This window comes from Paenibacillus jilunlii (genome assembly GCF_900102965.1).
GTDB lineage: Bacteria > Bacillota > Bacilli > Paenibacillales > Paenibacillaceae > Paenibacillus_AQ > Paenibacillus_AQ jilunlii.
This window is the reverse complement of sequence record NZ_FNGM01000006.1, coordinates 299,092-311,833: the sequence shown is the minus strand read 5'-3', so window position 1 is coordinate 311,833 and position 12,742 is coordinate 299,092. Positions and strand designations below refer to the sequence as shown.

14 protein-coding genes are annotated in these 12,742 nt (G+C 50.7%); all 14 read left to right on the top strand.

Annotation, left to right across the window (positions count from 1 at the left end; all coding sequences use genetic code 11):
- On the top strand, positions 1–1,260 hold a 1,260-nt coding region (locus BLQ82_RS32630; protein ID WP_425287526.1), incomplete at its 5' end, for an HNH endonuclease signature motif containing protein.
- Positions 1,260–1,697 carry an SMI1/KNR4 family protein gene (locus tag BLQ82_RS13535; RefSeq protein WP_062518901.1) on the top strand — a complete coding sequence of 146 codons (438 nt, stop codon included), beginning with the start codon at positions 1,260–1,262 and terminating at the stop codon, positions 1,695–1,697. The genes BLQ82_RS32630 and BLQ82_RS13535, both read left to right, overlap by 1 nt.
- 383 nt (positions 1,698–2,080) lie before the next feature.
- On the top strand, positions 2,081–2,350 hold the full coding sequence (locus BLQ82_RS13530) for a hypothetical protein (protein ID WP_244280777.1): 270 nt from the start codon (positions 2,081–2,083) through the stop codon (positions 2,348–2,350).
- 230 nt (positions 2,351–2,580) lie between these two features.
- On the top strand, positions 2,581–4,884 hold the full coding sequence (locus BLQ82_RS13525; RefSeq protein WP_083351108.1) for an ATP-binding protein: 2,304 nt from the start codon (positions 2,581–2,583) through the stop codon (positions 4,882–4,884).
- A gap of 2 nt (positions 4,885–4,886) precedes the next feature.
- Positions 4,887–5,459 carry a Pvc16 family protein gene (locus tag BLQ82_RS13520; RefSeq protein ID WP_062521854.1) on the top strand — a complete coding sequence of 191 codons (573 nt, stop codon included), beginning with the start codon at positions 4,887–4,889 and terminating at the stop codon, positions 5,457–5,459.
- A 212-nt stretch (positions 5,460–5,671) separates the two neighbouring features.
- Positions 5,672–7,210 (top strand): phage tail sheath family protein, encoded by a 1,539-nt coding sequence (locus BLQ82_RS13515; RefSeq protein WP_074648220.1) that lies wholly within the window; start codon positions 5,672–5,674, stop codon positions 7,208–7,210.
- A gap of 23 nt (positions 7,211–7,233) precedes the next feature.
- Positions 7,234–7,677 (top strand): phage tail protein, encoded by a 444-nt coding sequence (locus tag BLQ82_RS13510; protein WP_019910188.1) that lies wholly within the window; start codon positions 7,234–7,236, stop codon positions 7,675–7,677.
- Between the two features lie 141 nt (positions 7,678–7,818).
- The gene (locus BLQ82_RS13505) at positions 7,819–8,187 is read left to right on the top strand and encodes a hypothetical protein (RefSeq protein ID WP_039791015.1); all 369 of its coding nucleotides are present in this window, start codon (positions 7,819–7,821) and stop codon (positions 8,185–8,187) included.
- Positions 8,172–8,369, top strand: coding sequence for a DUF6760 family protein (locus BLQ82_RS33075; protein WP_208810860.1), 198 nt, complete (start codon positions 8,172–8,174; stop codon positions 8,367–8,369). Before BLQ82_RS13505 ends, BLQ82_RS33075 begins: the two co-directional genes overlap by 16 nt.
- 9 nt (positions 8,370–8,378) lie before the next feature.
- On the top strand, positions 8,379–8,855 hold the full coding sequence (locus BLQ82_RS13495) for a phage tail protein (RefSeq protein ID WP_062521860.1): 477 nt from the start codon (positions 8,379–8,381) through the stop codon (positions 8,853–8,855).
- A gap of 17 nt (positions 8,856–8,872) precedes the next feature.
- A complete protein-coding gene (locus BLQ82_RS13490; RefSeq protein ID WP_143013427.1) occupies positions 8,873–10,354 on the top strand; it encodes a hypothetical protein in 1,482 nt (493 codons plus the stop codon).
- Positions 10,354–10,965 carry a CIS tube protein gene (locus BLQ82_RS13485; protein ID WP_020433760.1) on the top strand — a complete coding sequence of 204 codons (612 nt, stop codon included), beginning with the start codon at positions 10,354–10,356 and terminating at the stop codon, positions 10,963–10,965. The genes BLQ82_RS13490 and BLQ82_RS13485 overlap by 1 nt, the downstream gene beginning before the upstream one ends.
- Positions 10,966–10,977: 12 nt before the next feature.
- Positions 10,978–12,021 (top strand): phage late control D family protein, encoded by a 1,044-nt coding sequence (locus BLQ82_RS13480; protein WP_074648218.1) that lies wholly within the window; start codon positions 10,978–10,980, stop codon positions 12,019–12,021.
- Entirely contained in the window at positions 12,018–12,740 is a 723-nt protein-coding gene (locus BLQ82_RS13475; RefSeq protein WP_062521866.1) for a phage baseplate assembly protein V, read from the top strand. The genes BLQ82_RS13480 and BLQ82_RS13475 overlap by 4 nt, the downstream gene beginning before the upstream one ends.
- Positions 12,741–12,742 lie beyond the last annotated feature (2 nt).

Here is a 12,742-nt window from a genome sequence, read left to right as displayed (position 1 = left end):
CTTTTGGCGGCCATCGCGGGGATATTGGCTGGCGTCGTCGCAGCCGAGATCATCACCGGCGGGGCAATCACTGCCGCCCTTCCGATGATTATGAATCTCATCACCCTGTATCTGCAAGCAGATGCGATCAAATCCGTCGCCCAGACCTTGGTCCAAGCCTCTGGCTATATTGGCACCTACCTGAGCCAGGGCTGGCAGAAGATGATCGAGCCTGCGGCAATCGCGCTCGCCACCGCACTGGCTATGGGACTGGTTGAGCTGGCGATGGAGCTTGGCTTCAAGGCGATTGGCAAAGGGCTGAACAAAGCCGGAAAAGCCGTAAAAAGCGGCATCGGAGCCGCCGGTGCGGGAGTGAAGAAAGCAGCGGGCGCAGGAGTCAAAGGGATGAAGAGCCTGCTGAAGTCCGGAGCCAAGCTCGCTGCCAAGAGCGGCAGCATGATCATCCGGGGCGGCAAAATCGTGATCAAGAGCCTGCAGAAAGGGCTCATGAAGGGGGCCAAAAAGCTCAGAGTCCTGCTGGACCGGGTTCTACAGAGGTTTAAGTTTAAGAAGTTTAAGCTGGAGCGTAAGGGAGATCACGTTCTTCTCTACGGGGAAGTTAATCCTTGGGTTTTACTGGCTAATGGGCGAATAAAAAAAGTTGACGATCTTGAAGGTAAAAAGGCTGGAATTAGTACTCAGGCTGAATATGACAAAATTAAGAGTCTGAAGCCTTCAGAGAGAAGAGAAGTCTATAATAATGCAGTTGCTAAAGAAGACGGGAAGATTGATTTTGATAGTATTTCGAATTCTGAAAAAGATGCCAATCACTTAGAAATTGAAGTTGAGTTTGATTCAAAATTAGCAAGGAGCTATATTAAAGATATTGAAACACGCACAGGAAGAAAGCTGCCAAAAGTACAGCTGGATAGATTAAAGGATGCGTTGAGAAATAAAAAGTATACAAAAAAGTCTGCTAAGCAAACGGCTAAGAACAGAAAGGAATTTGATAAAGTAAGAGATGAAGTAATTAAAGAATGGGAATCGAAAACAGGTCAGAAATGGCCCACTTATGAAGAGGATATCATCTCAGAAAATACAGGGAAAGTTATCAGGAAAAAAGGTGATAAATATGATGCGCATCATATCATTGAAAATAGTTTTGGCGGAGAGCATGAGTGGTGGAATATGCATCCAGCAAAGTTTCCTGATGAACATCAAGGTGGTATCCATGGAGCAGGTTCACCAGCAAATAGTTTATTTAGCGGAGGTGCGAAGTAATGAATTATGAATTCATAAAGAGAAATTCAAATAATACTTTTTATCCAGTAACTGAGAATGAGATTAATAGCATGGAGAAAGCCCTGAATTTAAGAATTCCTATTGAATTAAAAAAATTCTTTTTAGAAGTTGGTTACGGATTTATAAAAGGTTCTGAAAATAATGTAAATCGAATTATGGATCCTTATTCTATAAGGGATTTTCGATTGAGGGAGAATGATTATAAATATTATCCTGATATAGAAATTTACGAAGAATTCGAAGTTGACAAACTGATATTTTTTGAAGGTAATGAAACAGCGTTGATGTCAATCGATCTAAATGAAAGTAGTAATAATCCAATATATTATTATGATATTCAGATTGCAGGTTCGCTTAAAGATTTCTTAATTGAAATAGAAAAGGATGACAAGTATTATCTTGAATTAGTGGATTGAAAAAGATTATGGTGGTTTTTATTATTATTTTAAGGTCAATTATGGTTAGATACTACCATGGATTGACCTTTTTTTGTTATCTATTGTGTGCAGAGCTAAAAATGAGCTCCATCAAAAGATAGATTTACGAAGTATTATTTCTCATATGAGAGTAGATAAAAAGATAGGTGACTCCAATGTAACATGCACCAGAGTCTCGATCTAATATAAACTAGGCCGTTAGGTGTGATTGGTTATTTAAATGAATCTCTTTAGCCCATAAAATATTCTACAGCGGAACGGGACGTTTAACCCAAATGCTTTAAAGGGAAGGAGACTAAAAGGTCAACTATATTTAGAAGTTTCTGTTCAGGATGTTCCAAGTATTTCTGAGAAAATTCTTGATGAGGAAAGCATGGTATGTTTTAGATGAAGAAAAGGCACATTTACATCATCAGCAACATCAACCTTATACAGCAGTATTAACTGATGATGGGCAACCATTTAGCACTATGATCTTTGGCTTTAAAGAAAATGGTTATATTGCGATGGAGAAAAGAGACTTTAGTACTGGGAAAGTTTTAGAACGTGAAAGTCAAGGTAGTGTGGATAATAATTGGACGGTGGTTCCTGAATTCGGTGATTATTTATATCTTTGTAAAGAAGAAAGATAGTACATTCGTTTAGCTATTACAAATAGGTTGATTATGGTTCGATTCGACCATGATTAGCCTTCTTGTTTTCCTACTAAATAGAAAAACAGATAATAAATCTCTTAAATAACGGAATGAAAAAACATTTCTAAAATCTCTATATTTTATTCTTCCCACCCAGTTGTAAACCCCCTCCCCAAACTTACTTTATATATGAACAAGAAAATATAGAGTGAGGACATAAACAGGCGATGAAATTCAAAAAATTGGCCAGAACCTTTCGTCAGGAAACACCGGAAGCCGGGTGTGCGGAACGAGAAGCTGAACCTGTCCTTGATCCAACGCCCGCTCATACTCTGGTTTCTAAAACCTCTCCTGAACAGGAGAGCAGCGAACCCTCTCAACCCTACACCTCCAACTACGAGCATCTGGCGGAGGAGCTGCAGCTTCTGGATCTTCGGCTCAAGCTCAGAATGCTTGAGGCTCCGCAGCTTGACTCTGAGCTGGTTCTCATGAACGAGGAGATCCGCAGCTTGCTGAATGCTGAGTCATCAGAAGAAGATGACAAAGAGCATCTAACAACTAAGGCCGGACACCTGGAGCAGCGCATCGCTGCCAGGCTGGAGGCCAGCAGCGGGCAAGAGGTCCAGCTGATGCTGCCGCAGGTGGCTGACTCGCTGAACCTGTCCGGGCTTGAGGTTAGTATCCTTGTGGCTTGCCTCGCGCCTGAGCTGGACCGGAAATATGAGCGCATTTACGCTTTTCTGCAGAATGATATGTCGGATCAGCGTCCTACGGCCGGCTTTGTTCTGAGATTGTTTACTGGGTCAGCAGAAGAGAGACTTTCGGCACGTCTGCTCTTTGACGTGAATGCGCCGCTGATGAAGCTCCTGCTGGAGCGGAGGGGGGAATACGGTGACAGCCGCATACCGCTGATTGCCAGACCCCTGAAGCTGGAGGATTGGACGGTGAATATGCTGCTCGGCTATGAGGTGCTGGATGAGCGCTTGGCGAAGGTAGCAGGCCTTAGTACTCTGGCGATTCCGCCGCATGCCCGTTTTCCCGAAGAGCTGGAGCAGAACCTGCTGCGGTTCGTGAAGCATTACGGCAGCGGCAAAGAACGCAAAGCCGGCAGCCTGCTGTACTGCAGCGGCCCGGACGAAGAAGGGAAGCTGAGCGGCATTAGAGAGGTCTGCGGCAAGCTGGGATTATCCCTGCTGGTTGCTGACATGGACAAGCTGCTGCTTTCCGAGGCGGATTTCAGCGAAATGCTGAGGCTGCTTGGACGGCATACGCTGCTGGAGAACGCGGCCCTTTGCTTCACAGGCTTCGATAGCATAGTGACAGAGGATGACCGCCACCTGCTGAAACGGCGGCTTTTGATGGAGATGCTGGAGGCTTATGTGCCGCTAACCTTTATCCTTGGGGAAGCACAGTGGAGAATAAGCTTCACCGGGGTGCAACTGAATTTCATGCAGATTGACTTTCCTATTCCCGATGAGGCAGAGCGTAAGCAGACGTGGGCCACCTTCGGTCAGGAATACCGGCTGTCTCCACAGATGGATCTGGCAGATTTCAGCGGCAGCTTCCGCTTTACTGCCGGACAGATCCGGGCCGCGCTGGCCGGTGGCGAGAATATCGCCGTATGGAATGGCTCCAGCGGGGCCGAGGTTAGCGTGAGCGACCTGTACCAGGCGTGCTACTTCCAGTCCAGCCGCAAAATCCAGGCGCTGGCGACGAAGATCCGCGCCATGTATACCTGGGACATGCTGGTGCTCCCTGACGAGCAGCTAAGCCAGCTGCGGGAAATCTGCCGCCAGGTGAAATACCGCCCGCTAGTCTATGGAGAGTGGGGCTTCGCAGGACGGCTGTCTCTGGGCAGGGGGCTTAACATCCTGTTTTCCGGCCCGCCCGGCTCCGGGAAGACAATGGCAGCCGAGGTGATCGCGACGGAGCTGAACCTGGAAATCTACAAAATCGATGTCTCGCAGATTGTGAGCAAATACATCGGGGAGACGGAGAAGAATTTGTCGCGGATTTTTGACGAAGCCGAGACCTCCAACGCCATTCTCTTTTTTGATGAAGCAGATGCCTTGTTCGGCAAACGTTCAGAGGTCAAGGATGCCCATGACCGGTATGCGAATGTGGAAATCAGCTATTTGCTGCAGAAGATGGAGGAGTATACGGGGATCGTGATTCTGGCGACCAATTTGAATCAGAACCTGGATGATGCCTTTGCGCGCAGACTGCATTTCAAGCTGGAGTTCCCGTTCCCGGAAAAAAAGCAGCGCGGGCTGATCTGGCGGGGGATGTTCCCCCGGGGAGCGCCGCTTGATCCCGACATGGACTATGATTTCATGGCCGACAAGTTCATTCTGGCCGGCGGCAATATCAAGAACATTGCCTTGAACGCCGCTTTTTACGCCGCGCATGAGGGCTGTCCCATCGGGATGAAGCAGATCATGCTGGCCGCCAAGCGGGAATATCTCAAGCTGGGCAGAACCTTTTTGCAATCGGATTATGCCCCGTATCACAAACTGATCGAGGTGAAATAAGCATGGCCGTGGATACCGGTACGGTAATAAGAGATGTCAGCACCAGCCTGAAGGCGCTGCTGAAGGCAAATGTGCCTGAGCTGAACGATGACAGCTTCATCAGCTTCGGCTCTCCAAGCGATATTGACAGTTCAACGATGAAGCTTTCGATGTGCCTCTATTATTTGAGCCACAGCCCGAGCATGCGCAACAGTGAGAAGGAAGAGATCGGCGGCACGAACGAGTTCTTGTATCCGCCGGCTTATCTGGATTTGTATTATCTGCTCACCCCGTATGCCAAGGACAGAGAAACCGAGCAGCTTATACTGGGCAGAATCTTTCAGCTGTTCCATGAGCACCCGGTGCTCAGCGGCTCCGATCTGAGAGGAAATCTTGCCGGGTGCGGCAATGAGAAGATCCGGATCTCCTATAACAACCTGACAATTCAGGATATTAAGCAGCTGTGGGAGGTTTTTCCCGGGAAGCCGGCTAAGGTGAGCCTGTCTTATCTGGTATCGCCGGTAAGGCTGCCTGCGGATAAGAAGATCATCATTCCACGGGTTCAGGTAAAGGATCTGGGCATTCACCCCATTTAAATAGACAGGCCCAGGTTTCTTCTTTGAAAGGAGTGATTCATGGAGGGGACCCGCTGCAAGGCATCCATAAAAAGCGGATTTTCCGCAAAATTCAGCAGATGCTGCAAAAGAAGCATCTGCGGACAAACCTTAGGCATATGCTTTCGAAGCGAGTTTTGCCTGATGTAAATTCGTGGAAGCATAAGCAGACAAAACTTTTAGGAGGGTATGAGATGGCAAATTATTTATCGCCAGGCGTGTATGTAGAGGAAGTCTCAAGCGGTGTCAAGCCGATTGCCGGCGTAGGCACATCTGTAGGGGCGTTCGTTGGGATCGCAGAAAAAGGTGTAATCGGCAAAGCGGTGCTGGTCACGAATTGGAGCCAATTCGTCAATGAATTCGGCCAATTTATCCCGAATGGCTATCTGGCTTATGCCGTGTATAACTTTTTTGCGGAAGGAGGCACCTCCTGCTACGTGGTAAGAGCGGCTTCTAAGGATATTCAGCCTGCATCGCTAACCATCAGGGATACGGATAACCTGGACCTGTTCAAGGTGGTTGCACGCTCGGAAGGCAAATGGGGCAACCGGATTTCGGTGAAGATCAGCCAGTCCTCCAACAAGCAGCAATTTGGCTTCAAAATGGTTGTGCAGTATTTTCTGGACAGCAACTTCAACGATGAGTACACCGGAGAAGATGAAGACGGCAAAATCGTTGAGGTTTTCGATAACATGCTGCTGATCAATTTTGAGGAGAAGGTGAATCAGGTTTCCGCTTTTGTCAGTGTGAAGCCGCTGGTCGATCTGACCATTCTGGAAAACATGGAAAAAACACCGGCCTTCAACGAAGCTGCCCTGTCGCTCAGCGGCGGTGTGAACGGAATGTCTCCGATCGATTTCCTGGGGGATTCAGCCAGCCGGGCGGGTATCCACGCCTTTGACACTATTGACGGTATCAACATTGTGGCTGCTCCGGACCTTGCGGATATGGCCTACAGCCGGGGCACGATCCTGGACATGCTCAATTACTGCAAGCTGAGAAAGGACTGCATCTTCATTGTTGACCCTCCACACGGGCTGAGCCCGCTGGAAGTCAAGGATTTCAAGGAAGGTGCAGGCAACTATTCCGGCAATTCGTTCAACACCTCTTACGGTGCCCTGTACTATCCATGGGTCTACATTAACGATCCGCTCACAGGCAAGCAAAAGCTCGTGCCGCCGTCAGGCGCAATTGCCGGTACTTATGCTTATGTCGATTCCGTGCGCGGTGTCCACAAAGCACCCGCAGGCACAACGGACGGCTACCTTGATTCCGTGGTTGGCATTGAGAAGATCATCACCAAAGCGGAGCAGGAGCTGCTCAATCCGGACGGCATCAACGTGATCCGCTCCCTGCCGGAAGGCATTTGCGTATGGGGGGCCAGAACCCTGTCCTCCGATTCCGAATGGAATTATGTCAACGTCCGGCGCCTGCTGATGTATATCGAGGAATCGCTGGATGAGGGCAGCCAATGGGTTGTTTTTGAACCGAATGATCCCAGCCTGTGGGGCAAGGTGAAGCGCAACCTGACTGCTTTCCTGACCAGGGTCTGGAGAGACGGAGCCTTGTACGGGACTACGCAGGAAGAAGCCTTTTTCGTCAAAGTGGACGAGGAGAACAATCCTCCTTCTGTGCGGGATGCCGGCCAGCTGATTATTGAAGTCGGCGTGGCACCGGTCAAGCCTGCGGAATTCGTAGTCATTCGGGTCAGCCAAAAAACCCTATCCAAATAAGAGATTGAGAGGAGATTTATTCTATGGCAACCGGCAAAAGATTGGACCCCTACCGCAATTACCGCTTCCGCGTTGTGATTGACGGCATTCAAACCGCAGCATTTGCTGACGCGACAATTCCGGATACCTCTACAGAAGCTGTGGACTACCGCGAGGGCATAGATGCTCCGCATGCACGCAAGCTGTCGGGACTGACCAAATTCGGGAACATCACCCTGAAAAAAGGTCTTACCGATTCCCTGGAGCTCTACAACTGGCGCAAATCGATTGAAGACAAGGGGGCACTGAAGAACCGCAAGAGCTTGTCGATCATCCTGGTGGATGAAGAGGGCAATGACAAGGCACAGTGGGATATCCTTGAAGCCTGGCCGATCAAATATGATGTCAGCGCATTAAGCGCCAAGGGGAACGAAGTCTCTGTCGAATCGATGGAGCTGGTGCATGAAGGTGTGCGCAGAGTGAAATAGCTTCCTCTCCCCATTCTCACTTAGAATTTGATGCAATACGCCAAAACATTATACGGACGGTATGGGGATCAAATTCACTGCTGGGGATGCTGGACGGAAGTAAAAGCACAAGAATTTTCAGAAGAAGAAGCGAGGGAGATCATGGAACTTTTGCAAACTGAATTCAGCTTTACGCTGCCCAAAGGATATGTGGATGAAGCAGGCACGCTGCATAAGCAGGGCACCATGCGTCTGGCAACCGCTGCGGATGAAATTACACCGCTCCGGGATTCCCGGGTCCAGCAGAACCCGGCTTATCTGACGGTGATTCTGCTCTCAAGAGTGGTAACCAGCCTGGGCGGGCTTAGCATGATCACACCGAGAGTGATTGAAGAGCTGTACACTTCGGATTTTGCTTATTTGCAGGATATGTATAACCGGATTAACCAGAACGGTTCCAATACGGTTCATACCAAATGCCCCAAATGTGAGCAGCCGTTTGAGCTTGAACTGGAATCGCCGGGGGAATAGTCGGCTACCCCCTTGACCGCCTCTACGAGGAGGTAGCCTTTCTAACCTACTATCTGCATTGGGACTATACAGCTGTGCTGAATCTGGAGCATTCTGAACGGGACCGCTGGTGCAGTGAAGTCAGCAAAATCAACCAAAAGCTGGGTGGCGGGGAAGAGAAGAAGAACTTCTTTGAGGCTTAGGAGGATAACATGAAGGCAAATATTTTAAATATCGGTGCGAAAAGCAATTGGGTGCCCGGTTACAGGGAAGATCCCTATCTTGCCTTTAACTTCATTGTGGAGATTGACGGGATATCCGTCGCCGGGTTCTCCGAGGTTTCCGGTCTTAGTATTGAGACCCAGGTGGAACGCAAAACGTTCGGCGGGGAAAATCATAAGGAATTTGTGTTCCTCGGACAGACCAAATACGCAGATCTGACGCTAAAAAACGGGGTCACGAACGACGAATATCTGTGGAACTGGTATCAAAATGTGGTCAATGGAGTGGTCAAACGGCGCAGCGGATCCATCTGCCTGCTGGATCATTCCGGCACGCCAAAGGTGTGGTGGAACTTTATCGAGGCTTGTCCCATCAAGTGGGAAGGACCGGTATTCAGCGCCAGCAGCAGTGCGGTGGCAGTGGAAAGTCTGGTCCTGACCCATAACGGGCTGTACAGGTACCGGTAATGATCGGGAGCAAGCAAATGGATTTCGTCCAGGCCATTCTGGGGAAGTACGGCATGACCCGATGGCGGAGCCGGTTTCAGAGCTTGATCCTGCGGCAATCTCATTTGCTGTCCGCGGAGCCGGAAGCAGTCAAGCCTGCTGATACGGTTATTCATAACATACATCCTGTTAAGGAAATGCATATTCATCATTACATTGATCCTCCCAAAACGCAGGTTATGACGGGTCCGGGGACAGTAAACCGTAGGCAGCACACCATTCAGGGCAGCGGTAGAGATGGAACCGGCAGTCCTGCCTCCTATCTGAGAACAGCCGGGAGCCAGAACCTCATCCATGGCTTACAGGAGAGAGTGTGGAAGCAGAAAAACACCGGACGTCTTGTAACAAGGGGATATCGCACACTTGATCCAGCTGAAAGTGCAGTAGAGCCCGTAACCATTCAGGTAGCTGTGAGTAATCAGGAACGGACTGGTGATACGCCGTTGACGTACCTTCCGCCAATGCCGGCAGCGGCACCGGATGGAACGGATCTGACAGGGCTGCGCATTGGAAGCCCGCTTGTGCCGTATTCCGGAGACTCCCGGCAGGGGGAATCCCTTACTGGCAGGGCACCTCAGCATTTGCCCGCAGCCCATGGCCAGCTGCAGACGCTGCGGACCTACATCCTGCATCAAAGCGCTGACACAGTAAGCATTGAGCAGCCTTTGAGGCAAAAGCTTGAACCGGCGGCGAACCGGTATGAGCAGGCCGGGCCGCCAACAATGGCGCTGTTGAGCCATCGCGGGGCCGTCTCAGGCTCAGCCGGGACAGCTGCGGAAGCACAGCTTAACGATCCATCCTTCAGGCCAAGTCAAGGCTCCCGGCCTTTAATAAGCCCCAATCTTCACCTGGGCTTAGGTCAGCGACTGGCGGCTGCGCTGGATGAGCTTAAGAGCCGATCTGAACATCTGAACCCGCTGCTTGCTGAGCCTGCTGCAGTGGATAATAGGCTGCAGCAGCCTGATGTCATGCCCCTTCAGCTTCTTGCGGTTCCGACAGAACTCCAGCCGATGGTTCAGCGGTATTCTTCCGCGCGGTTAAGCAGCGCTTCGCGGCCAGCACATACAGGGAGCTTACTTTCAGTTGCACCACAGAATGGCTTGATCCACACAGCCAAGGGGCAAGCGGTGCCTTCGGCTCCGCTGGGAAGAGGTCCCGGAGGCAGGCTTATCACAGCCGGGCCTGAGCAGGAAGAATTCCTTCAGCCCGCAGGCAGATACAGCAGCCTTATTCTGCGGAAACCTGCAGCACCCAAGGCTGCACGGCCGGAGCCGGTTCAGCAGTGGCCGGAGCCGATTTTTCAGGAACGGTCTGCACCGCCTCCATCCCAGTCTTTCCCCAAGGCAGCGGCCCCTGCTGCAAAAATGGATACTGCGGAGCTGAATCAGCTGGCTGAACGGGTCTATCAGGTGCTCGAAAAGAAAATGGCGATCCGCAAGGATCGGAGGGGGCTTAGATAATGGCGGAAAAAGCAAAGATTATTCCTCTGGATATGCCCGTTGGCGCCATTGAGGTGATGTTCAACCCCAATGAGTACACCGTTTCCTTCGAAGGGAAATATACCGGGGAGAAGAACAACAAGCAATTTCAAATCACGGAAACCCCTGAACTCAAGGTTTCTTTATTCTATGACACTTATGAGAAGCGCACGGATGTGCGCAAGAAGACCAAGCTGCTAACCTCGCTGCTTGACCCCAAAGTAAGCGGGAAAAACACGAAAAAACCGCCGGTGTGCCTGTTTGTCTGGGGAGGATTTACCTACCGCGGCCTTCTCAGCAAGATCGAGCAGAAGTTCACGATGTTTATGGAGAACGGCACGCCGGTCCGCTCTCTGCTCGATGTTACCTTCATCACGGAAGAGTCGGACAAAACCGTCGAAGACAACCGGGGTCTGAATGCCTGCCGGAAGCTGTGGGTAGTCAAAAGCGGGGACCGGCTGGATCTGATCGCAAATGAAGCGCTGAAGGAGCCGCTGGCGTGGCGCAGGATTGCCGAGCTGAACAAGATTGTCAATCCAATCGGCTTTCCTGGAAAAAACGATATCGGGAGAACCTTGGTCATCCCGGATTAAGGCGGGGATTGCATGGGCACCAGTGTAGCGAATTATAAGGTTGAGCTGAATGGAAGCAAGCTGTCCGCAGAGCTGGCCGCGGCGGTGGAGGGAGTCACGCTGGAAGATGAGATTAACCTTCCGGCAATATTTTCCATTCAGATGAATATGGTCAATTCCGGGAGCGGCATGTGGCGGGGCACCGATCTCAAGAGTATCAAGCCGGGGGACAAGGTGAAGCTTTCACTTGGACTCGACAAGCTCCAGCCGATGATCAGCGGGGAGATTACCGCGCTGGATCTGAATTTTGCGGAGCATTCCGTGCTGGACATTCGCGGGTACGACCTGCTGCACAGGCTTCGTATGGGGACGAGAAGCAAAGCTTTTCTGAAGAAAAAGGACAGCGACATCGCTTCGGAAATCGCCAAAGAGCATGGACTGACCCCTGTGGTAGACGATACCGGAACCGTGTATCCCTACATATTCCAGAATAATCAGAGCAATTATGAGTTTCTGCTGGAACGGGCGGCTATGCTCGATTATGAGCTTTATGTGGACGACAAGAAGCTGTATTTCGTCAAGTCAAGGTCGGTGAAAGCGCCCGGTCTGCCGGAGATGAGTTTCAAGAAGGATTTTGAACGGCTGAATCTGGAGCTGAGGGCCCTTACCCGGGGGAGCAAGGTGAAGGTAAAGGGCTGGGACGTGAAGGAGAAGAAGGCGCTGGAAGCTGAAGCGAAGACTGGAGACGAGACGACCAAGATGGGCGGCACAGAATCCGGCTTCTCCTTAAGCGCCAAAGCCATTGAGGAATCGCCGATCGCCATCATGGCGGAGCATCTGCTCGATATGAGCGAGGCCAAAACATTGGCTTCCGCCGCCTACAACAGCCGCCTGCGCGACTTCATCGCCGGGGAGGGCATGTGCTGGGGGAATCCGCTGCTCCGGGCAGGCCAGACGGTGAAGCTGCTCGGCCTGGGCGACCGCTTCAGCGGTATTTACTATATTGTATCCACGGTTCACAAGATAGACAGCAAGGGCTATACAACGACTTTTAAGGTAAAGAGGACTGGCCTATGAATGAGGGACCTGGAATTACTAATTTTGCCGACAGCATGGTTAACGAGGGACGGATCTTCGGAGTGATGGTGGGGATTGTCATTAACAATAACTCCGCGAACCATGCGGATAAACCCGGTCCCGGCCGGGTCAAGGTAAAGATCCCGCTGATGGGCATGGCGGAATCCAACTGGGCCCGGATGGCTTCATGGATGGCCGGAAAGGAGCGGGGGGCTTTTTGTCTGCCTGAAGTGGATGATGAGGTGCTGGTGGTTTTTGAGAATGGAGATGTCAACCGCCCCTATGTGATCGGGTCCTTGTGGAACGGAAAGGATACACCGCCGGAGACTAACAAGGACGGCAAAAATAATATCCGGATGTTCAAATCCCGCAGCGGGCATATTCTGCAGTTTGCCGATACCGAGGGGAAAGAGAACATCACGCTTACTTCCGCCAAAGGTCATGTCATCAAGCTGGATGACAAAAGCGGCGCCGAGCAGATCCAGATCATGGATCAATCGGGGAAGAACAAAATCGTCATAGATTCCAAAGGGAATAAGCTGTCGGTTCTGTCTGGACAGGATATCGAAATATCCGCCCCCGGCGGGAAGCTGTCCCTCTCCGCGAAAACGATTGAAATGAAATCATCGGCGGACACCAGGATTGAAGCTTCGGCGGGGATGGATGTCAAAGCAGCAGCCAGCATGACGATCAAAGGGGCTACGGTCAATATCAATTAGAG